A 20813-nucleotide genomic window follows, 5' to 3' on the forward strand; every position below is an offset into this window, starting at 1 on the left:
AGTGATGATCGTGCTATGTCGTGAAAGGAGGGATGTCCCCCTACCGGGGGAGACGGGCTCACCCGTGGTTCCCACGAAACCGGTGTCGGGCTACTCGTGGGTCATTGGATAGGGTCTGAGGTGGGGGATGACCCCGGATCGACCGTAGGTGAGCCCGGCTGGCACCGGGCGATACGACGTACGAGGAGAGCGGTTCCGTGACCATCCGAGTAGGCATCAACGGGTTCGGCCGGATCGGCCGCAACTTCTACCGCGCGGTGAAGGCGTCCGGGGCCGACATCGAGGTCGTGGCGGTCAACGACCTGACCGACAACGCCACGCTCGCCCAGTTGCTCAAGTACGACAGCATCCTCGGCCGCTTCCCCGAGGACGTGCGCGCCACCGAGAACGAGATCGTCGTCGGCGGCAAGGCCATCAGGGCCTTCGAGGAGCGCGACCCCGCGAACCTCAAGTGGAGCGACGTCGGCGCCGACATCGTCGTCGAGTCGACCGGTTTCTTCACCGACGCGAACAAGGCCCGGGTGCACGCCGACAACGGCGCCAAGAAGGTCATCATCTCCGCGCCGGCGAAGAACGAGGACCTCACCGTCGTCCTCGGCGTCAACGAGGACAAGTACGACCCGGCGAACCACACGGTGATCTCCAACGCGTCCTGCACCACCAACTGCCTGGCCCCGCTGGCCAAGGTGCTGCACGACAACTTCGTCATCGAGAAGGGCCTGATGACGACGGTCCACGCCTACACGCAGGACCAGAACCTGCAGGACGCCCCGCACAAGGACCTGCGCCGCGCCCGCGCCGCCGCGCTGAACGTGGTCCCGACCTCCACCGGCGCCGCGAAGGCGATCGGCCTGGTGCTGCCGGAGCTGAAGGGCAAGCTGGACGGCTACGCCCTGCGCGTCCCGGTGCCGACCGGCTCGGCCACCGACCTCACCGTCGAGCTGTCCCGCGACGTGACGGTCGAGGAGGTCAACGAGGCGTTCCGGGCGGCCGCCGAGGGCCCCCTCAAGGGCTACCTCACCTACACCGAGGACCCGATCGTCTCCAGCGACATCGTCACCGACCCGTCGTCCTGCATCTTCGACTCCGGGCTGACCAAGGTCATCGGCGACCAGGTGAAGGTCGTCGGCTGGTACGACAACGAGTGGGGCTACTCCAACCGCCTCGTCGACCTCGTCAAGCTCGTCGGCTCGCAGCTGTAACCGAAGCCCGTCACCGCCGTGGCCGCGCGACGCGCGGCCACGGCGGGGCCGTGTACGGAAGGACACCGCATCCCGATGCGCACCATTGACGACCTCGACGTCGCCGGACGGCGCGTCCTGCTGCGCGCGGACCTCAACGTCCCGCTGCAGGACGGGCGGATCACCGACGACGGGCGGATCCGGGCCAGCCTGCCGACGATCGAGGCGCTGCGGGCCCGGGGCGCCCGGGTCATCGTCTGCGCCCACCTCGGCCGCCCCAAGGGGCAGGTCAAGCCCGAGCTGTCGCTCGCGCCGGTCGCCGCCCGCCTGGGCGAGCTGCTGGGCGCGCCGGTGGCGTCCGCGACCGACGTCGTGGGCGACTCCGCCCGCGCCGCGGCCGACGGCCTCGCCGACGGCGGTGTCGCGCTGCTGGAGAACCTGCGCTTCGAGCCGGGCGAGACCAGCAAGGACGACGCCGAGCGCGGCGCCTTCGCCGACCGGCTGGCCGCGCTCGCCGAGGTCTACGTGGGGGACGGGTTCGGCGCGGTGCACCGCAGGCACGCGTCCGTCTACGACGTGCCGAAGCGGCTGCCGCACGCCGCGGGCGGGCTGATCGCCGCCGAGGTCGCGGTGCTCAGGAAGCTCACCGAGGACGTCGAGCGCCCCTACGCGGTCGCGCTCGGGGGGTCCAAGGTGTCCGACAAGCTCGGGGTCATCGACAACCTGCTCGGCAAGGCCGACCGCATCCTCATCGGCGGCGGCATGGTGTTCACCTTCCTCAAGGCGCAGGGCCACGAGGTCGGCCGGAGCCTGCTCGAGGAGGACCAGCTCGACACCGTCCGCGAGTACCTGCGCCGCGCCGAGGAGACCGGGGTCGAGTTCGTGCTGCCGGTCGACATCGTCGCGGCCACCGCGTTCGCCGCGGACGCCGACCACGACGTGGTGCCCGCCGACGCGATCCCGGCCGACCGGCTGGGCCTGGACATCGGGCCCGAGTCCGGCAAGCTGTTCGCCGCGCGCCTCGCCGACGCCAGGACGGTCTTCTGGAACGGCCCCATGGGCGTGTTCGAGATGGAGCCCTACTCGCACGGCACCCGCGCCGTCGCGCAGGGCCTCATCGACTCCGGCGCGTTCACCGTGGTCGGCGGCGGCGACTCGGCCGCCGCCGTCCGGCTGCTCGGCTTCGACGAGGCGGCCTTCTCCCACATCTCGACCGGCGGCGGCGCGAGCCTCGAGTACCTCGAAGGCAAGACGCTGCCCGGCCTGCAAGCCCTGGAGGACTGACGATGGCCCGCGCGACCCCTTCCGGCGGCCCGACCGGCCGCAAGCCGCTCATGGCCGGCAACTGGAAGATGAACAACAACCACCTCGAGGCGATCGCGCTCGTCCAGAAGATGGCGTTCGCGCTCAAGGACGCCGACTACGCGGCCGTCGACGTCGCGGTGCTCCCGCCGTTCACCGCGCTCCGCTCGGTGCAGACCCTGATCGAGGCCGACAAGTACGGCATCCAGTACGGCGCGCAGGACGTCTCCCAGCACGCGTCCGGCGCCTACACCGGCGAGATCTCCGCGGCGATGCTGGCCAAGCTCGGCTGCACCTACGCCGTCGTCGGGCACTCCGAGCGGCGCCAGTACCACGCCGAGGACGACGCGGTCGTCAACGCCAAGGCCAGGGCCGCGCTCGCCGCCGACCTCACCCCGATCCTGTGCGTGGGCGAGGGGCTGGAGGTCCGCAAGGCCGGCGGGCACGTCCCGCACGTGCTCGCGCAGGTCGACGGCGGGCTTGAGAAGATCACCGCCGACCAGGTGCGGCGCACGGTGATCGCCTACGAGCCCGTCTGGGCGATCGGCACCGGCGAGGTCGCCACGCCGCAGGACGCGCAGGAGGTCTGCGGGGCCATTCGCACGCGGCTCGCCGAGCTGTACGACGGCGGTGTGGCCGACGAGGCGCGTATCCTGTATGGCGGTTCGGTGAAGGGCGGCAACGTCGCCGGGATCATGGCGCAGGCCGACGTGGACGGCGCCTTGGTCGGAGGTGCCAGCCTGGACCCGGGAGAGTTCGTCAAGATCTGCCGGTACCGGGATCTGCCGGTCTGATCACATCTGATCAATTCCGCGTGAACCGGGGGTTCTTGCCGAACCAGCGGGGACTTCGTCGTACCCTTCGTAGCTGACGGGTAAACGCCCGGTCCGGCTCGACCTCCGTCCTGAACTACAGACAAGGCGCTGAAGAAACGTGATCATCGCAACGTCCATCGTGCTCATCGTCACGAGCCTGCTGATGGTGGTCCTCGTCCTGATGCACAAGGGCAAGGGCGGCGGCCTGTCCGACATGTTCGGCGGCGGCGTCTCGTCCTCCCTCGGAGGGTCGTCGGTGGTCGAGCGCAACCTCGACCGGCTGACCATCGGCGTCGGGGTGGTCTGGTTCGCCTCGATCGTCGTGCTGGGACTGCTGTTCAAGCACAAGGGCGTCGGCTGAGCCGGCCCGTCCAACACATGCGAGCGCCGCGCCGTCCTCGAAGGTCACGGGCGGCGGCGGCACACCAAGCGAGGAGTATTCCGTGGGTAGTGGCAACGCGATTCGGGGCAGCCGTGTCGGGGCCGGTCCGATGGGAGAGGCGGAGCGCGGCGACGCCGCCCCCCGCGTCTGGGTGACCTTCTACTGCGCCAACCGGCACGAGACCCGCCCCAGCTTCGCGACGGACGTCGCGGTCCCCGAGACCTGGGACTGCCCGCGCTGCGGGTTCCCCGCCGGCCAGGACTCCGAGAACCCCCCGGCCCCGCCGAAGACGGAGCCGTACAAGACCCACCTCGCGTACGTGAAGGAGCGGCGCAGCGACGAGGACGGCGAGGCCATCCTGGAGGAGGCGCTCGCCAAGCTCCGGCAGAAGCGCGCCGCCGTCAAGCAGGCCATGGAGGCCGCGGCCCGCTGACGCCGCCGAAGCCGCACCGTGTGGCCCGATCCCGTTCCGGGGTCGGGCCACACGGTTTTTCCGGCCGCCGGATCCTGGGCCGCCGGGCGCCGGCGCCGCGGGGCACGGGCTTCGGCAGAATCGCCGGTCGCCGTGAGGCGCCTCGGCCGGCCTGCCTGATCAGCGCTGATATGGAGATGCGTATGACGGTACGAGTGATATCCATATTGGACGTCACGAGTGCTGCTCTGGTCTGCTGGGCGGCGTCCGCCCTCCGCCGCCGGGAAAGCAGGTGCCTCCGCATGCCATCCGAGCAGTCAGGCTCCTCCCGGCGGGCGCTGCTGGCCGCCGCGGCCCTGCTGCCGCTGGCGGGATGCGGCGACAAGGAGCGTTCGTCGTCCGTGCCGTCCTCGCCGCCCGCCCGGCGCTCGGCCGCGCCGCCGGACCTGTCGCGGTTCGCGGCGCTCGAACGCCGGCACGGCGCCCGCCTCGGCGTGTACGCGCTGGCGACCGGGACCGGAGCCGAGGTCGCCTACCGCGCCGACGAGCGCTTCGCGTTCTGCTCCACCTTCAAGACGCTCGCCGCGGCGGCGGTGCTGCACCGCAACCCGCTCGGCCACCTGGACGAGCGCGTCACCTACACCCGGGCCGACGTGAACTCCATCTCACCGATCACCAAGGACCGCGTCGCCACCGGGATGACCATACGGGAGCTGTGCGACGCCGCCATCCGCTTCAGCGACGGCACGGCGGGGAACCTGCTGATGCGCGACGTCGGCGGACCTTCGGGGCTGACCGCCTACCTGCGGGGCCTCGGCGACACCGTCGGCCGCATGGACGACTACGAGCCCGAGCTGAACAGGGTGCGTCCGGACGACCCCCGCGACACCACGAGCCCCCGGGCGATCGCCGCCGACTACCGCGCGATCGTCCTCGGGGACGCGCTGGAGCCCGGCAAGCGCGCTCTGGTCCGCGGCTGGCTCGAACGCAGCGCCACGGCCGTCGGAGCCCAGCGCGTGAGGGCGGGTCTGCCCCGGGGATGGAAGGCGGCCAGTAAGACCGGCACCGGCGACTACGGCCGGGCCAACGACATCGCCGTCGTGCGGCCTCCCCGGGGCGCCCCGCTGATGGTGGCCGTCATGTCCGACCGCCCGGGCTACGACACCCCGCCGAAGAACGCCCTGATCGCGGAGGCCACCGCGCTGGTCGTCTCGGACCTGTCCCGGGCAGGACTGTGACCGCCGTCTCCGTCCCCGCGCCCGCCCCCGCGCCCCCCGGCCCACCGCCCGCCCCCGCCGCGAACCCGTCCGACCGCAGGGTCGTCGCGGTGGTCGTGGCGATCCAGCTCGCCGCCAGCCTCGGCTTCTTCGCGGTGATGGCGCACCTCGTCGCCCACCTCCGGCACGACCTCGGGCTGCTGGCCGGCACGGTCGGCCTGGTCCTCGGCGTGCGGGTGGGCCTGCAGTTCGCGCTGCTCCTGCCGGTCGGCGCGGTCACCGACCTGCTCGGCGCGCGCCGGACCGGAATGATCTCCTGCGCCGTGCGCGCGCTGGGGTTCGCGGGCCTCGGGTTCGCCGGTAGCGTGGGGGCGCTGCTCTGCGCGGCCGTCGCCATCGCGGTCGGCGGGGCGCTCTACAACCCCGCAGGCCACAGCCTGCTGGCGTCCGTCGGCCCCGCCGGCCGGTCGGGCGGCTTCGCCGCCTACGTCGCCGCCCAGCACCTGGCGACGGTCGCGGGCCCGCCGATGGGGCTCCTCCTTCTGGGCACGGGCTCCGGGTTCGCGCTCCTGACGGGGGCGGCCGCCGCACTCTGGGTGGTCGCCGGCGTCCTCTTCCTTCTCGTGCCCCGGTCCGGCGGGAGAAGCACGACCGCGCGTCCCCGCGACGTCCTCGCGGGCGTGCGGGCGGTGCTCGCCGATCGGGCGTTCCTTTACTTCGCGCTGCTGACCGCGCCCACAACGCTGCTCGCCACCCACATCATGACGGCCGTGCCCCTCCTCGGCTTCACGCCCGCGGTGGCGACGCTCAGCTTCTCCCTGCTGGCGATGGTCGCGGCGGCGGTCCAGCCCCTCGTCGCCGTCCGGCGCCGCGGCGAGCGGCCGTGGGTGCTGCGGACCGGCCTGCTGTGCGCCGCGGCCGGGTTCTTCGTCCTCGCGGCGCTGGACGGCACGCGACCCGGCCCGCTGATGCTCGCGGCCGTCCTCAACGGCGTCGCCAACGGCCTCGTCCAGCCCTCGGTCTTCCAGCGGACCGCCCGGCGCGCTCCGCCGGAGTGCTTCGGCTCCTACTACGGCGTACTGGCGTTCTGCGCCGGCATGTTCTCCTTCGCGGGCGACCTGGTGATCGGCCGCCTCTTCGACCTCGGCCCGGCGGGCGCGGCGTGGGCCCTCACCGGCGTCGGCGCCTGCGCGCTCCTGGCGGTGGCGTGCACCGCGGCGGACACCATGGCGGGCCCCGTGGCGGGCCCGGCCCGCGGCGAATAATCTTCGGGGGACGGGACGTCCGGGCGCGATTCCCGCGCGGGAGTTCGGCGTCCGCCGGGCAGTTCGGGAGGGACCACATGGACGCGGTCGACCAGGCGATCCTGCGGCGCCTGCAGCGGGACGGGCGGCAGACCAACCGCGAGCTGGCGGAGGCGGTGGGGATCGCGCCGTCCACGGCCCTGGAGCGGACGCGGGCGCTGCGCTCGCGGGGCGTCATCACCGGGTTCCACGCGGCGGCCGACCTGGAGCGGCTGGGACGCGGCGTGCAGGCGCTGATCTCGATCAGGATCCGGCCGCAGTCGCGCGAGGCGATCGAGTCCGCGCGCGACAGCATGGCCTCGATGCCCGAGACGATCGGGGTCTTCGTCGTGACCGGGAACGAGGACCTGCTCGTCCACGTGGCGGTGCCGAGCACCGCGTACCTGCGCGACTTCGTCCTCGACCGGCTGGCGCGCCGCAAGGAGTACGTGGACGTCCGCACGATCGTCGTGTACGACTACGTGCAGCCGGTCGAGCAGTCCGAACTTCCGTCGGACCACCGGCCTGAAGGCCGAACGCCCTACAGCTGAGGTATGCAGTTCTCCGTGAGCGGCGAAGGAATGACGGCCTCGGTCGTTTGAAGCGAACGAATGACGGTCCTAAGGTCTGAGTTCCGCATGTTCGCCTAGCTTCGGCGGCATGGACCGATGGAACAACACATCCGGTGTGCTGCTGGTGCTCGCCGCCGGCGTGCTCTGGGGAACGGTCGGGCCGGCGCAGGTGCTGGCGGGTCCGTCCGCGGACCCGGTCGCGGTCGGCGGCGCCCGGATCCTCTCGGGCGGGCTCGTCCTGGCCGTCCTCGTACTCGTGGCGGACCGCCGCGCGTTCCTGGCGCTGACCAGGCGCACCTGGCCGCCCCTCGCGGCGGCCTCGGCGGCGACCGGCGTCTTCCAGGCGTCGTTCTTCAGCGCGGTCGACCGGACCGGCGCGGCCGTCGCGACCGCCGTCGTGTTCGGGCTCGCGCCCGTCTCCACCGGCCTCTGCGAGCGGCTCGTCCTGGGCGCCCGGCTCGGCCGCCGCTGGTGGGCCGGGACGGCCTGCGCGGTCGGCGGCGTGGCGCTGCTGATGGTGCCGGGGGAGGCCGTCCACGCGGACCCCGCCGGGATCGCGCTGAGCCTGGCCGGCGGCACGTGCTTCGGCGTCTACACGGTCTCGGCCAAGGTGCTGGTGTCGGCCGAGACGCGCACGGGTCACGGCGGCGGGATGCGAGGGGCCGGGATGGCCGGAGCGGTGTCGGTGACGCTCCTGGCCGGGGGAGCGGCCCTGCTTCCCTGGACGCTGCCGGAACTGCCCGCCCTCGCCGCGCCGCGCTCGGCGGCCCTGGTGGCCTGGCTCGGGATCGCCGCCACCGCCGCCGCGTACATGTTCTTCGTCACCGGCCTCGGCCGGGTGACGGCCGCGACCGCCGGGACGCTCAGCCTCGCCGAGCCGCTCGTCGCCGCCGGCCTGGCCGTGGCCGTCCTCGGCGAGCGCATGTCGGCGCCGGTCGCGGCGGGGTCGCTGCTGCTGCTGGGCGGGCTGTTCCTGGTCTCGGTCCCCGCACGCGCGCCCCGCCGGCGCGGGCCGGCCCGGTATGATGGCGCCCACGCGACTGGCGCAGTCAAGGTGGAGACGACCACCGGGGAGCGAAAGTAGTCCGCACACCGCGCGCCTGGGTGTACGGGTCCCCTTCGCCGGGGTGCCCGAAGCCCCGGCGCGAGCAGCGCGGAGGCTCACGATGCACGAACCGGCCGTACCCCATCTGCAGGGCCAGGACCCCGAGATCGCCGCGCTGGTGGAGGCCGAGGCCCGCCGCCAGTACGAGAAGATCCGCCTGATCGCCTCGGAGAACTACGTCTCGGAGGCGGTGCTGGAGGCCGCCGGCACGGTCCTGACCAACAAGTACTCCGAGGGCTACGCGGGCAAGCGCTACTACGAGGGCCAGCAGAACGTCGACCCCATCGAGCTGCTCGCCATCGAGCGGGCGAAGGGCGTGTTCGGCGCCGAGCACGCCAACGTCCAGCCCTACTCGGGCTCGCCCGCCAACCTCGCCGTCTACATGGCGTTCCTGGAGCCCGGCGACCCGGTCATGGGCCTGTCGCTGCCGATGGGCGGCCACCTGACGCACGGCTGGTCGGTTTCGGCCACCGGCAAGTGGTTCCGCCCCGTCCGCTACGACGTGCGCGCCGACACCGGCCGCGTCGACATGGACCAGGTGCGCGACCTCGCCCTCAAGGAGCGGCCGAAGCTGATCTGGTGCGGCGGCACCGCGGTCCCGCGGACGATCGACTTCCCGGCGTTCGCCGAGATCGCCCGGGAGGCCGGGGCGGTCCTGGCGGCCGACATCGCGCACATCGCGGGCCTGGTCGCCGGCGGCGCGCACCCGTCCCCGGTCGGGCACGCCGACGTCGTCACCACCACCACGCACAAGACGCTGCGCGGCCCCCGCGGCGCCATGATCCTGTCGACGGCGGAGCACGCGAAGGCGGTCGACAAGGCCGTCTTCCCGGGCCTGCAGGGCGGGCCGCACAACCACACGACGGCCGCGATCGCCGTCGCGCTGAAGGAGGCGGCGCAGCCGGACTTCGCCGGGTACGCGCGGCAGGTGGTCGCGAACGCCAAGGCGCTGGCCGCCGCGCTGCTGGACCGCGGCTACGACCTGATCTCCGGGGGCACCGACAACCACCTCATCCTCATCGACCTGACCGGCAAGGGCGTCGCGGGCAAGCCCGCCGCGCAGGCCCTCGACCGCGCCGGCATCGAGCTGAACTACAACGCCGTCCCGTTCGACCCGCGCAAGCCCTTCGACCCGTCCGGGCTGCGGCTCGGCACCGCCGCGATCACCACCCGGGGGATCGGCGAGGAGCACATGCCGCAGCTCGCCGCATGGATCGACGAGGTCGTGCAGGCCGCCGCCAAGCAGGACGAGGCGGTGCTGGACCGGGTCGCCGGGCAGGTTCGCGACCTGCTCGCGTCGTTCCCGATGCCCGGCTGGCGGTCCGCGCCCTGACGCTCAGCGCGGGCGCAGCAGAGTGATCATGCGCCAGGCCCCGGGGTCGGCGAGGGGCACCGCCCCCTCGCCGACCCCGAAGTCGCCGTACTGCGCGACCGCCTCCAGCCCGCCGGCGAGGCGGATCGCGGCGTCCAGCTCGGTGGCGGTCCAGAACCGGTAGGGCACGACGTCGCGCACGACCCGCGGCTCCGCGCCCTGCCCGGTGATGGTCATCGTGACGCGGTCGTCGGCGATCTGGGTGACCGGGTCCAGCCGGTCGGACGGCTCGCCCCAGCGCACGCTCGCCCGGACGCCGTCCCGCTCGACCGTCCAGCCGGTGGTGACGCTCGGGTCGTCGCCCAGCCGGTCGCGGGGATGCGACATCTCGACGACGTAGAGGCCGCCGGGGGACAGGTGCGCGGCGGCGCACCGCAGGTGCGCCACGAACGCGTCCAGCGTCATGAGGTGGGACGTGGAGTCCAGCATGGTCGCGACGAGGTCGAACCGGCGGCCCAGCGCGAACCGCGTCATGTCGCCCTCGACGACCTCCAGCCCGACGCCGGCGCGTTCGGCCTCGCGGGCCGCGTAGGCGCACATGCGCGGGTTCAGGTCGAGCGCCGTCGCCGCCAGCCCGCGGCGGGCGAGCTCGCGGGCGTGCTCGGCGGGCCCGGCGGCGAGCTCCAGCGCCGTGGCGGGGGCGAGGCCCTGCTCGGCGCACCAGCCGAGCAGGACGTCCACCTCGGCCGGCACGTCGCGGAACGAGCACGCCAGCTCGTAGGCCCAGGGATCGTCATATACGCCGCTCACCCGCCCATCCTGCCAGCGCCCCCGGCTCGGCGGGACGGCCGTCCAGCCGCAGCCTGATCTCCACGATCGCGGCGTCCCCGGTGCGCCGCGTCCGCCCGCCGAGCGAGGTCAGCAGCCGCCGCATCCGGGCGTTCTCGCTCAGCGCGGTCGCCCGCACCTCCACCAGGCCGCGGTCCCGGGCCAGCGCGAGCAGCAGCCCGGCGAGGCCGCGGCCGAGCCCGCGGCCCTGCCAGGCGTCCTCGACCAGGAACGCGACCTCCGCCGCGCCCGGGTCGCGGACGAGGACCAGGTGCGCCAGCGCCAGCAGCGACCCGTCCGGGCCCTCGGCGACCAGCGTCAGGCCCCGCGCGGGATCGCAGAACCCCTCGAACGACCGGCGCGGCGGGTACGGCTTGGGGCTGAAGTAGCGCATCCGGCGGCTGTCCAGCGAGCAGCGCTCGTGCAGCGCCCGCACGGCGTCGCCGTCGCGCGGCTCGACCGGCCGGACGACCACCTGCGTCCCGTCGCGCAGCGCGATCCGCCGGGACGCCGACGGGCGCGGCGCCGCCGGGAGCGCGGCCCGCACCAGCGCGTCGGCCCGCGCCGCCTCCGTCGCGGTGAACGGCAGCCCGGCGCGCCGGAGCCGGACCGAGCGTCCGCGAACCGGGTCGAGGAGGTCGCGGTGGTCGGGGTCCTCGTCGCCGGGGGCGTCCCAGCGTGCCTCGTCGGCGCGCAGCAGCTCGCCGAGGATCTCGGGCACCGCGTGCGGCTCGGCCCGGAGCCGGGCCGCCAGGGCGAGGGCGCGGGTCGGCTCGTCCACCAGCTCGTGGGGGCGCGCGGGGAGGACGGCGGTGCGGGTGCCGCCCGCCGCGCCCAGCGCCTCGGCGAGGGCGCGGGCGTCCGGGCCGCCGCGCGGGACGTCGACGATGAACTCGTCGACCACCCCGTCGGCGTCGAGCTGGACCGACAGCCCGAGGATGTTGGCGCCGCGCTGGGCCAGCGCGGCCGTGAGGGAGGCGAGGCGGCCGGGACGGTCCTCGATCTCGGTGCGGATGCGCAGCAGCGGCATGGGAGGTTCCCTCCGGGGGCCGGGTGCCCCGTTCGTGTCCGGTGCGGTCGCCGACAAGGGTCGCCGACGCGTGTTACGCGGCCGCTACGTCATCGTGTGCCAGGGGTTTCACATTCCGGACGGGGGTTGAGCCGCCCGCTCCGAGCGCCTAGCGTGCGGTGAGTGATCGACCCCGTGACCGGTGAGCGCGTCAACGACCGACCGCGGCGCGGCCCGTCCCCGACGAGGCTCCCGCTGCTCCTCCCCGGTTCGCTCAGCGAGGAGCAGCGAGCCGTCTACGAGGCGGTGACGGGCGGGCCCCGCGCCGGCGACCGCAATCCCCCCTTCGCCCTGGCCGACGACATCGGGCGCCTGCAGGGCCCGTTCAACGCGATGCTCTACAGCCCTCCCGTCGGGCTGCCGCTGCAGGACCTCGGCGCCGCGCTGCGCTTCCGCACCGGGTTCACTAAGCGCGAGCGCGAGATCGCGACCCTCGTCGTGGCGGCGCACCTGCGCTCCGACTTCGAGTGGTACGCCCACGAGCGGATCGGGCGCCGGCAGGGGCTCGCCGACGAGGAGACGGACGCGTTGCGCGAGGGCCGTGCGCCGATGCTCGCCGACGTCCGCGAGCGCGTCGTGTACGAGGCGGCGCGCCAGCTCGTGGCCGAGGGCGACCTCGCCGACGCCGTCTACACCGAGGCGGTGGCCACCCTCGGCCGCACGGCCCTCGTCGAGCTGGTCACGCTCGTCGGCTACTACCAGGCGCTCGCGCTGCAGTTGCGGGTGTTCCGCGTCGGCGTCCCCGACGGGGAGGCCGCGCCCGAGTGGCCCGCCGCGGGGGACGGGTATGAGTGAGGTGCTGCGCACCGTCCGGCTCGTGCTGCACCCGGTGTCGATGCGCGACCACGGAGCCCTGCTGACGCACTGGACGGGGCCCCTCGTCCGCCGCCACCTGTTCGACGACCGGGTGGTCACGCCCGTGCAGGTCAGCGAGATCATCGAGGCCAGCGAGCGGGACTTCGCCACCGAGGGCTACGGGCTGTGGGCGCTGCGCCCCGCCCCCGCGTCCCCGGGCGGCGGCGCGGCGGCGCCCGGCGGCCCGCTGGCGGGCGTGGCCGGGCTCAGCCACCACGAGGGTCCGCTCGGCCACGGCGTGGACGTCGAGATCCTCTACAGCCTGGAGCCCGACCACTGGGGGCGGGGGCTGGCCGCCGAGGCGTCCCGCGCCGTCCTGGACTACGCGTTCGGAGTGGTCGGGGTGCACCGGATCACCGCCGAGATCGACACGGCCAACCCCGCGTCGTCGCAGATCGCGCTCCAGCTCGGGATGCGCCGGTGGCGGGAGGGCCCCGCCGGGCCCGACGGCGCCGCGTACTACGCCGCCGAACGCTCGCGTTGGGTCGGATCCCGTCGAAAAGTCGACGCTGTGCCCTAGAATCCGTTGCCGCCTGTTGATTTTGCTGCGGAATGCAGCAGGATGAGCCCATGAGCTCCTCCCCGGGCCGGGCGCCCCTGGCTCCCGGTTTCGCCAACGGCGGCGTCTCCCACTGGTACCGGGCGGCCGGACGCCCCGAACCCGGCCCCCGCCTGCCGGGCCCGCGCACCGCCGACGTGTGCGTCGTCGGCGCCGGCTACACCGGGCTCTGGACCGCCTACTACCTCAAGCGCGCCCGCCCCGACCTGCGGATCGTCGTGCTGGAGCGCGAGTTCGCGGGGTTCGGCGCGTCCGGGCGCAACGGCGGCTGGGTGCTGGGGGAGATCGCGGGATCCCGGGAGCGCTACGCCGCCCGGCACGGCCGTCCCGCCGCGATCGCGCTGCAGCACGCCATGTTCCGGGCGGTGGACGAGGTCGTCCGCGTCGCGGGCGCCGAGGACGTCGACGCCGGCCTGGTCAAGGGCGGCGTCCTGCACGTGGCCCGGAACGCCGCCCAGCGCGCCCGCCTCGCCGCCCTGGTGGAGGAGGCGCGCGAGTGGGGCTGGAGCGACGAGGACCTCGTCCCGCTGCCCGCCGCCGAACGCGACGAGCGGCTGCGCGTCGAGGGCGCGACCGGCGCCGCGTGGAGCCCGCACGCCGCGCGCGTGCAGCCCGCCGCGCTCGTCCGGGGGCTCGCCGCGGCGGTCCGGCGGCTCGGCGTGCAGATCTACGAGCGGACGCCGGTCGTGCGGATCGACCCACGCCGGCCGGACGGGGCGGCCGCCGCCGTCACCCCGTTCGGGACCGTCGCCGCCGAGTACGTGCTGCGGGCCACCGAGGGCTTCACCGCCGCGCTGCCCGGCCACCGCCGCGACTGGCTCCCGATGAACAGCTCGATGATCGTCACGACGCCGCTGCCCGCCCGCGCCTGGAAGGAGATCGGGTGGGAGCGCCGCGAGCTGCTCGGCGACATGGCGCACTACTACATGTACGCGCAGCGCACCGCCGACGACCGCATCGCCTTCGGCGGCCGGGGCCGCCCCTACCGGTACGGGTCGCGCGTGGACGACGGCGGCCGGACCGAGCCGTCCACCGTCGACGCGCTCTGGACGATGCTCGCCGGGATGCTGCCCGCCGTCGCCGATGAGGGGGCGGTGGAGCACGCCTGGTCGGGCGTCCTCGGCGTCCCCCGCGACTGGTGCGCGACGGTCGTCCTCGACCGCGCGACCGGGCTCGGCCACGCCGGCGGCTACACCGGCCACGGCGTCGCCACCGCGAACCTCGCCGGCCGCACCCTCCGCGACCTCGTCCTGGGCCGTGACACCGACCTGACGGCGCTTCCGTGGGTGGACCGCCGCGTCCGCCGCTGGGAGCCCGAACCCCTCCGCTGGCTCGGCGTCCACGCGATGTACGCCCTCTACCGCGCGGCCGACGCCCGCGAGTCGTCCGCGCCGTCCGCGCGCACCTCGGGCCTGGCCCGCCTCGCCGACCGGATCACCGGCCACTGACGAGCCGCTGGACGTCCCCGTACGACGGCACGTGAGGGGCGTCGCCCTCCCCGGTCACGCCGAGGGCCGCGGCGACCGCCGCGCGCAGTGCCGCGCGGAACGGGAGTGAACCGGTGCTCACCCGGTGCACGCCGAGCCGGGCGAGCCGCGGGTAGTCGGTCTCGCCCGGCAGGTGGAGCACGTTCAGCGGCAGGCCGGTGGCCTCCAGGACCGCCCGGACGTCGGCGTCGCCGGCGATCCCCGGGACGAAGATCCCGTCCGCTCCCGCCCGCGCGTACGCCCGCGCCCGCCGCAGCGTCTCCTCCAGGTCCGGCGCGCCCAGCCAGAACGTGTCGACGCGGGCGTTGAGGAACACCCCCGGCGCGGCCTCCTTGACGGCCGCGATGACGGCCGCCTGGTCGCGGGCGGAGGCGAGGGCGCCGCCGGCGCGGCCGTCCTCCAGATTGATCCCGGCGATCCCGTACGAGGCGAGCTCGGCGGCGAGCGCGGCCACGTCGCCGGGCCGGTCGGAGAACCCGCCCTCGACGTCGACGGTCACCGGGACGGGCAGCCGCGCCAGCGTCCGGGCGAGCGCCATCGTCTCCGCGCGCGTGCCGCCCGCCCCGTCGGTCTTCCCGGCCGCCGCGGCGACGCCGAGGCTCGTCGTGCCGATCGCCGGGAATCCGGCCTCCACCAGCGCCGCGCCGCTCGCGAAGTCCCAAGCGTTCGGCAGCACCAGCGGACGGTCCCCGTGGTGGAGCCGCCGGAAGCGGCTCGCCTTCTCCTCGCCGAAGTCCATGACCGGCAATCTAGGGGCGGGTCGTTTCAACGGGCGTCGAAGCGTCCGCCGCGCCAGGCCGGGACGGGGCGCCGGTCCGCGGCCACGTCGAAGGCGGCGCGGGCCAGCAGGCGGGTGGAGTCGAGCGTGGGCAGCGGCGACGCCTCGGGCGTGACCAGGAGCGGGATCTCGGTGCACACCAGCGCGACCGCGTCGCACCCGCGTGCGGCGAGGCGCTCGATGATCCGGACGTACTCGCGGCGCGAGTCCTCGGTGAAGACCCCGTTGACCAGCTCGTCGAAGATGATCCGGTCGACGGTCTCCCGGTCGGCCGGGTCCGGGACCTCGGCGGCGATGCCGCGCGCGGCCAGCTCGCGCGGGTAGAGCGGCCCGTCCATGGTGTAGCGGGTGCCGAGCACGCCGACGCGCGTGCGGCCGTCGCGGGCGGCCTGGTCGGCGACGACCTGGACGATGTGCAGGCCGGGAAGCGCCAGGTCGGCGCCGGGGTGTTCGAGGGCCAGGTGCGCGGTGTTGTCGGGGCAGACGAAGAAGTCCGCGCCCGCCGCGGCGAGCCGCCGGGCGCTCTCGGCCAGGATCTCCCTGATCGGGGCGTGGTCACCGGCGTCCCACGAGGGCATGCTGCGCGCGAGCGCGATGAGGTCGAGCGTCACGTCCGGGTGGTCGTCGGGGCCCAGCTCGCGGAAGCCCTCCTGGCAGAAGGTCCGGAAGCACAGCGCGGCGCCTTCCGCGCTGTGGGCGAGGATGCCGAGGTGCCTCATGCTCAGTCCGTTCGTTGTAGCGAACAATCGTCCAGTACAGTGAACACTACCTTCGGAGGGTGGGAGCGGGCGAGTGGATGTGATCGCGGTGATCGCGGCGTCGATCCGGCGGGAGCGCGAGCGCGCCGGGGTGTCCCAGACGGAGCTGGCCAGGCGCGCGGGCCTGGCCAAGTCGACGCTCTCCCAGCTGGAGTCGGGCGCCGGGAACCCGAGTGTGGAGACGCTGTGGGCCCTGGCGACGGCCCTGGGCGTGCCCTTCAGCCGCCTGGTGGACCCGCCGCGCCAGGCCGTCCGGGTGATCCGGGCGGGGGAGGGGCCGGCCGCGCACTCCGACCGGGCCGACTACACGGCGACGCTGCTGGCGTCGTCCCCGCCGCACGCGCGCCGCGACCTCTACCGCGTCACTGCGGAGCCGGGCGAGCCGAGGGTCTCCGACCCGCATCCGCCGGGCACCACCGAGCACGTCGTCCTCAGCGCCGGCCGCGCCGTGGCCGGGCCCGCGTCGGGGCCGCTGGAGCTCGGACCCGGCGACTACCTCGCCTACCCCGGCGACGCCCCGCACGTCTTCGAGGCGCTGGCGCCCGGCACGGTCGCGGTCTTCCTGATGGAGCACCTCTAGTCCGGGCCGGGGCGGGAAGCGGCGCCCCGGCCGCGCCCTAGAAGGTGCGGTAGTGCGTGCTCAGCCGGCCGTCGTCGTCCAGGACGTGGAAGGCGACGCCCGGGGGAGCGGTCAGGTCGGCGATGTCGCCCTGCTGCCACGGCAGCCGGAGGGTGGACACGACGCCGGGGGCGACGAGGAGGGGCCGTCCCGCGAAGGTCGTGGCCGCGGCCGTGTGGGCATGCCCGCACAGCATCGCCACGACCTGCGGGTGCCGCAGGACCACCTCGGCCAGGCGCCGCTCGCCGAACTGCCGGATCCCGTCCACGTACGGGATCTGGAGCCTCACGGGCGGGTGGTGGAAGCAGACGAACGCGGGCGCGTCCGGCGCCTCGGCGAGCCGCCGGTCGAGCCACCCGATCGTCTCGTCGTCGAGGCGCCCGTGGGCCTCGCCGGGGACGGTCGAGTCGCACATCAGGAAGGTGGCCCCGCCGATCTCGTGGACGCGGTTGACCGGGCCGTCGCCCGGCGGCTCGTCCAGGAGGAACTCTAGGTACGGGCCGCGCCTGTCGTGGTTTCCGGGGCAGGTCAGCACCGGATGCCCCGACGCGAGGACCTTGCGGGCCTGCTCGTACTCGGCGGGCTCGCCGTGGTCGGCGATGTCCCCGGTGACGAGGACGGCGTCGACCGGCACGCCGTTCAGGTGGTCCATGACCCGGGCCGCGCGTTCGGCCCGGCCGTCGCCGCCGTCCAGATGGGTGTCGCTGAGCTGCGCGAGAACAATCATGGTGCGAATCTAGAACCCGACCGGACCAGGATTAAGATCCAGTTCCATGCGCGGAGAATGGACCGGTTCGGTCGACCTGCATCTGGACGTCGACCCCTCGGGCGGCCGCCGCGCCGGACTCGAACGCGCCCTCCGGGAGGCCGTCAGGTCCCGGCGCCTGGCCCCCGGCGACGTCGTCCCCTCGACCCGCGCGCTGGCCGCCGAGCTGGGCCTGGCGCGCGGGACGGTCAGCGCCGCCTACGACCAGCTGACGGCCGAGGGCTATCTCACGGCCGTCCCCGGCGGGCGGACGCGGGTCGCGGCCGGGCCCGCGCCGGCGCCGGCGCCCGCGGAGCCGGCGTCCGCCGAGGCGCCGGCGCACGACCTGCTGCCCGGGCGGCCCGACCTGAGCACGTTCCCCTCCACGGCGTGGCTGCGCTCGACGCGCCGCGTCCTGGCGTCCGCCCCGCCCGACGTGCACGCGCTCGGCGACCCGCGCGGCCGCCGCGAGCTGCGCGAGGCGCTGGCCGGATACCTCGGCCGGGCCAGGGGTGTGCACGCCGACCCCTCCCGGATCGTGGTGACGTCCGGGTACGCCCAGTCCCTCGGCCTCCTCGCCTCCGTCCTGCGGGACCTCGGAACGCACTCGATGGCGATGGAGGAGCCGGGGCATCCGTTCCACCGCGCGATCGTCCGGCGCGCCGGGCTCGCCGTCGTCCCGCTGCCCGTGGACGAGCGGGGCGCGCTCCCGGGACCGCTCGGCCCGGCGGGCGCGGCCGTGCTGACCCCGGCGCACCAGTACCCGACCGGCGCTACCCTCCCCCCGGACCGCCGCCGCGCCTTCGCCGCCTGGGCCCGCGAGGCCGGCGGCACGATCGTCGAGGACGACTACGACGGCGAGTTCCGCTACGACCGCCAGCCGGTCGGGGCCCTGCAGGGGACGGCGCCCGACCACGTCGTCTACGGCGGCACCTCGTCCAAGACCCTGGCCCCGGCGCTGCGCCTGGCCTGGCTGGTCCTGCCCGCCCACCTGGTCGAGCCCTTCGCGGAGGCCAAGCGCCTCGCCGACGCCCACACCCCGTCGCTCGCGCAGCTCGTCCTCGCCGACCTCATCGGCACCCACGCCTACGACCGGCACGTCCGCGCCGCCCGCCTGCGCTACCGGCGCCGCCGCGACCTCCTGGTCGCGGCGCTGCGCGACCGCGCCCCCGGGGTCCGGGTCCAGGGGGTCGCCGCAGGGCTGCACGCCCTGGTCATGCTCCCGGACGGCGGACAGGGTGAGGGCGAGGTCATGCGCCGCGCCGCGTTCCATGACCTCGCCCTCATGCCTCTGCGCGACCACTGGCAGGACCCCGGCGACCGCCCCCAGGGCTTCGTCGTCGGCTACAGCACCCCGGTCGGCGCCGCCTACCCGGCCGCTCTGGACGCCCTCTGCGCCGTGCTCGCCCCGGCGTGACCCGCGCCGCTCACATGTTCGTGCGCGGCTCGGGCGCCGCCCCCTCGTCCTCGCCGACCAGCCACGCGTCCTCCTCCTCGATGTCTCCTGCCGGGATGGTGGTGGGGACGGCCGACCACGCGTGGAAGAGCGTCGGAGGCCCGCCCCACGTCGGGGTCGGCACCACCCACTGGTCGTCGGCGACGTGGTTGTTGTAGAGACCGAGGGCGTAGGCGGGGTACTGGTCAGGCACGATCCCCCAGTAGTTGGCGCCGGTGCCCGGCACGGGGATGAACCTCCAGTGCTGGAGCGGGCTGCCCGTCCGCCCTTCCCGTGCGGTCAGGATCGGCGACAGCTGCGGGATGCTTCCGGGGCCGGGCCCCGGACGGAACGTCAGGACGTGCTCGTTGACCTGGTGCTCCACAAGGTGGACGGAGCGCCCGCCGCGCAACCGGATCTCGTACAGCCGCCATTGCGCCGTCTTGTCGGACGGCAGCGGCCAGTGGTTCTCGTTCTGCACCTCGTCGTTGAGCGTCGTCGTCGACTGGTTCTCGCTCTGCAGGAAGGTGCCCGACACCTGGTGGACGAGCAGGACGGGCTCGCGGGTGGGGGGCTGTCCCTGGACCAGGCGCTGAGCCGGCATATGCGGTTCCTCTCGGGGGATCGACGTCACGCTCCCCATTCCCGAGTGCGACGTTCTGGTCACTTACCGTGAGGTTGCGCCTGTCTGGCGACTCCGCGACCCACATCTGGCCTGCGACCGTCACCCTCCGCGATCCGGCATGGGCGCGGGCCGCCCGCCGCCCGCCGCCCGCCGCTAGGGTGATCATGTGCCCAGCAGCGTTCTCGTTCTGACCGGCCCTCCCGGAGCGGGGAAGTCGACGGTCGCGGCTCGGATCGCCCGCCGCCAGGAGAAGGCCGTCCACCTGCACACCGACGACTTCTGGCACTGCATCGTGGCCGGAGCGGTCCCGCCGTACGAGCCGGCGTCGCACTCCCAGAACGAGACGGTGATGGACGTCATCGCCGGTGCGGCGTTCACCTACGCGAGCGGGGGCTTCGTCACGGTCGTCGACGGAATCGTCGGCCCCTGGATGCTCGGCCACTTCCGCCGGCAGGCGACGCGGCACCCCTCGGTGCCCTTCCACTACGCGGCGCTTCGCCCGCATCGCGACGTCACGCTCGCCCGTGCGCAGGCCCGGACGGCGCCCGGTGCGCTGGTGGATCGGCGTCCCGTCCTGGCGATGTGGGACCAGTTCGCCGACCTCGGCGAGCTGGAGCGCCACGTGCTCGACACCTCGGGCGAGGACGCCGCCGGGACCGAGGCCCGGGTCGCCGAGGCCTTCGCCTCCGGCCGCCTGCGGCTGCGCCTCTAGGGTGGCGCCCGGGACCGTTCCCGCCGGCCGGCGGCATTTCGCTCGACGCCCCGCACGGGTCTCTGAGAGCGTGGGAGCCGATATCCGATCTTGATTGGTGGAGGCCGACCGTGGCGTGCCGGATCAGTGAACTCGTGCTCGACTGCCGCGACCCGGAGAGACTCGCGGAGTTCTGGTGCGAGGTGCTCGGGTTCGTGGAGCTGGACCGGGAGGACGGCGACATCGAGATCGGCCCGCCGGAGGGGTCCGGCGGGCTCCAGCCGACGCTGATCCTCAGCCGCAGCGACGAGCCGAAGAACGGCAAGCTGCGGCTGCACTTCGACGTGAACGCGACGGACCGGGACCAGGACGCCGAACTGGAGCGGCTCCTCGCCGCCGGCGCGCGGCCGGTGGACATCGGGCAGACCGGGGAGGAGAGCTGGGTCCCCCTGGCCGATCCGGAGGGCAACGAGTTCTGCCTGCTCCGGGCGCGCCTGACCTGACCGCCGGGGCCGGGCTCACCGGCCGGTCCGGAAACGCGAGCCGGCGAAGGCGCCGGCGAGGGCGGACAGGATCGGCACGACGATGAAGGCGGCGAGCAGGAGCGGGGTGCCGTCGACGTCGAGCGTGCGGTCCAGGACGAAGGTGAAGAACGCTCCCACGGTCTCGGTCAGCAGGAAGCCCGCGGCCCCGCCGACCACGAGCCCGATCATGGCGCCGGTGTGGTTCATGGTCCCCATGATCGGGACGCGGCCGCCCCCGCCGCATCGGCCCGCGGCGGGC

General features: G+C 74.4%; 23 protein-coding genes, 1 pseudogene and 1 riboswitch. Of the genes and pseudogenes, 17 read left to right on the forward strand and 7 right to left on the reverse strand.

From position 1 onward, the window contains the following. The first annotated feature begins 197 nt into the window (after window positions 1-197). The 10 genes and pseudogenes from gap to ABD944_RS35285 all read left to right on the forward strand — a co-directional run bounded on the left by gap (window position 198) and on the right by ABD944_RS35285 (window position 9602). Complete coding sequence (gap, locus tag ABD944_RS35240; protein WP_345184339.1) at window positions 198-1202, forward strand: type I glyceraldehyde-3-phosphate dehydrogenase; 1005 nt, start codon at window positions 198-200, stop codon at window positions 1200-1202. Between the two features lie 75 nt (window positions 1203-1277). Further along, window positions 1278-2465 (forward strand): phosphoglycerate kinase, encoded by a 1188-nt coding sequence (locus ABD944_RS35245; RefSeq protein WP_345184342.1) that lies wholly within the window; start codon window positions 1278-1280, stop codon window positions 2463-2465. A gap of 2 nt (window positions 2466-2467) precedes the next feature. Next, a complete protein-coding gene (gene tpiA / locus ABD944_RS35250; protein ID WP_345184344.1) occupies window positions 2468-3277 on the forward strand; it encodes a triose-phosphate isomerase in 810 nt (269 codons plus the stop codon). Window positions 3278-3416: 139 nt separating this feature from the next. Continuing rightward, window positions 3417-3659 carry a preprotein translocase subunit SecG gene (gene secG / locus ABD944_RS35255; RefSeq protein WP_089313386.1) on the forward strand — a complete coding sequence of 81 codons (243 nt, stop codon included), beginning with the start codon at window positions 3417-3419 and terminating at the stop codon, window positions 3657-3659. Window positions 3660-3741: 82 nt separating this feature from the next. Beyond that, complete coding sequence (locus ABD944_RS35260; RefSeq protein WP_149258133.1) at window positions 3742-4113, forward strand: RNA polymerase-binding protein RbpA; 372 nt, start codon at window positions 3742-3744, stop codon at window positions 4111-4113. Between the two features lie 281 nt (window positions 4114-4394). Then, a complete protein-coding gene (gene bla, locus ABD944_RS35265; protein WP_345184347.1) occupies window positions 4395-5330 on the forward strand; it encodes a class A beta-lactamase in 936 nt (311 codons plus the stop codon). Next, entirely contained in the window at window positions 5327-6574 is a 1248-nt protein-coding gene (locus ABD944_RS35270) for an MFS transporter (RefSeq protein ID WP_345184350.1), read from the forward strand. The genes bla and ABD944_RS35270 overlap by 4 nt, the downstream gene beginning before the upstream one ends. Before the next feature lie 77 nt (window positions 6575-6651). Further along, the gene (locus tag ABD944_RS35275; RefSeq protein ID WP_345184353.1) at window positions 6652-7143 is read left to right on the forward strand and encodes an Lrp/AsnC family transcriptional regulator; all 492 of its coding nucleotides are present in this window, start codon (window positions 6652-6654) and stop codon (window positions 7141-7143) included. Between the two features lie 109 nt (window positions 7144-7252). Then, window positions 7253-8086: pseudogene (locus ABD944_RS42570) on the forward strand (DMT family transporter); the annotation flags it as partial. Between the two features lie 104 nt (window positions 8087-8190). Beyond that, a riboswitch (ZMP/ZTP riboswitch) is annotated at window positions 8191-8277 on the forward strand. Window positions 8278-8330: 53 nt separating this feature from the next. Further along, the gene (locus tag ABD944_RS35285) at window positions 8331-9602 is read left to right on the forward strand and encodes a serine hydroxymethyltransferase (RefSeq protein ID WP_345184359.1); all 1272 of its coding nucleotides are present in this window, start codon (window positions 8331-8333) and stop codon (window positions 9600-9602) included. 3 nt (window positions 9603-9605) lie between these two features. On the opposite strand, the gene ABD944_RS35290 is transcribed toward ABD944_RS35285, so the two are convergent. Continuing rightward, window positions 9606-10391, reverse strand: a complete 786-nt coding sequence (locus ABD944_RS35290; RefSeq protein WP_345184361.1) for a class I SAM-dependent methyltransferase — start codon at window positions 10389-10391, stop codon at window positions 9606-9608. Next, window positions 10375-11439 carry a GNAT family N-acetyltransferase gene (locus ABD944_RS35295; protein WP_345184363.1) on the reverse strand — a complete coding sequence of 355 codons (1065 nt, stop codon included), beginning with the start codon at window positions 11437-11439 and terminating at the stop codon, window positions 10375-10377. Before ABD944_RS35295 ends, ABD944_RS35290 begins: the two co-directional genes overlap by 17 nt. Window positions 11440-11601: 162 nt before the next feature. On the opposite strand from ABD944_RS35295, the gene ABD944_RS35300 reads away from it, so the two are divergent. The 3 genes from ABD944_RS35300 to ABD944_RS35310 are packed head-to-tail and all read left to right on the forward strand — an operon-like array spanning window position 11602 to window position 14340. Beyond that, a complete protein-coding gene (locus ABD944_RS35300) occupies window positions 11602-12273 on the forward strand; it encodes a carboxymuconolactone decarboxylase family protein (protein ID WP_345184367.1) in 672 nt (223 codons plus the stop codon). Further along, a complete protein-coding gene (locus ABD944_RS35305) occupies window positions 12266-12853 on the forward strand; it encodes a GNAT family N-acetyltransferase (protein WP_345184370.1) in 588 nt (195 codons plus the stop codon). Before ABD944_RS35300 ends, ABD944_RS35305 begins: the two co-directional genes overlap by 8 nt. Before the next feature lie 50 nt (window positions 12854-12903). Next, window positions 12904-14340 carry an NAD(P)/FAD-dependent oxidoreductase gene (locus tag ABD944_RS35310; RefSeq protein ID WP_345184372.1) on the forward strand — a complete coding sequence of 479 codons (1437 nt, stop codon included), beginning with the start codon at window positions 12904-12906 and terminating at the stop codon, window positions 14338-14340. Here the strand turns inward: ABD944_RS35310 and ABD944_RS35315 are convergent. Both ABD944_RS35315 and ABD944_RS35320 read right to left on the reverse strand, forming a co-directional pair. Then, window positions 14327-15118, reverse strand: coding sequence for an isocitrate lyase/PEP mutase family protein (locus ABD944_RS35315; RefSeq protein WP_345184378.1), 792 nt, complete (start codon window positions 15116-15118; stop codon window positions 14327-14329). The two genes, ABD944_RS35310 and ABD944_RS35315, sit on opposite strands and share 14 nt — an antisense overlap. A 26-nt stretch (window positions 15119-15144) precedes the next feature. After that, window positions 15145-15876 (reverse strand): aspartate/glutamate racemase family protein, encoded by a 732-nt coding sequence (locus tag ABD944_RS35320; protein ID WP_345184381.1) that lies wholly within the window; start codon window positions 15874-15876, stop codon window positions 15145-15147. Between the two features lie 73 nt (window positions 15877-15949). Between ABD944_RS35320 and ABD944_RS35325 the strand changes: the two genes are divergently transcribed. Beyond that, a complete protein-coding gene (locus ABD944_RS35325) occupies window positions 15950-16495 on the forward strand; it encodes a helix-turn-helix domain-containing protein (RefSeq protein ID WP_345184383.1) in 546 nt (181 codons plus the stop codon). A 37-nt stretch (window positions 16496-16532) separates the two neighbouring features. On the opposite strand, the gene ABD944_RS35330 is transcribed toward ABD944_RS35325, so the two are convergent. Then, window positions 16533-17261, reverse strand: a complete 729-nt coding sequence (locus ABD944_RS35330) for a phosphodiesterase (protein WP_345184385.1) — start codon at window positions 17259-17261, stop codon at window positions 16533-16535. Window positions 17262-17307: 46 nt separating this feature from the next. On the opposite strand from ABD944_RS35330, the gene pdxR reads away from it, so the two are divergent. After that, window positions 17308-18696 carry a MocR-like pyridoxine biosynthesis transcription factor PdxR gene (pdxR, locus tag ABD944_RS35335; protein ID WP_345184387.1) on the forward strand — a complete coding sequence of 463 codons (1389 nt, stop codon included), beginning with the start codon at window positions 17308-17310 and terminating at the stop codon, window positions 18694-18696. A 10-nt stretch (window positions 18697-18706) separates the two neighbouring features. Here pdxR and ABD944_RS35340 read toward each other — a convergent pair whose 3' ends face one another. Next, the gene (locus ABD944_RS35340; protein WP_345184389.1) at window positions 18707-19318 is read right to left on the reverse strand and encodes a hypothetical protein; all 612 of its coding nucleotides are present in this window, start codon (window positions 19316-19318) and stop codon (window positions 18707-18709) included. Between the two features lie 187 nt (window positions 19319-19505). On the opposite strand from ABD944_RS35340, the gene ABD944_RS35345 reads away from it, so the two are divergent. Further along, on the forward strand, window positions 19506-20051 hold the full coding sequence (locus tag ABD944_RS35345) for an AAA family ATPase (protein WP_345184392.1): 546 nt from the start codon (window positions 19506-19508) through the stop codon (window positions 20049-20051). A gap of 110 nt (window positions 20052-20161) precedes the next feature. Next, window positions 20162-20533 (forward strand): VOC family protein, encoded by a 372-nt coding sequence (locus ABD944_RS35350; protein ID WP_345184394.1) that lies wholly within the window; start codon window positions 20162-20164, stop codon window positions 20531-20533. Window positions 20534-20548: 15 nt separating this feature from the next. Here the strand turns inward: ABD944_RS35350 and ABD944_RS35355 are convergent, their stop codons facing one another. Next, complete coding sequence (locus ABD944_RS35355; protein WP_345184396.1) at window positions 20549-20761, reverse strand: hypothetical protein; 213 nt, start codon at window positions 20759-20761, stop codon at window positions 20549-20551. Window positions 20762-20813 lie beyond the last annotated feature (52 nt).

Source organism: Actinomadura verrucosospora (genome assembly GCF_039540335.1).
In the GTDB taxonomy this organism is placed as follows: domain Bacteria; phylum Actinomycetota; class Actinomycetes; order Streptosporangiales; family Streptosporangiaceae; genus Spirillospora; species Spirillospora verrucosospora.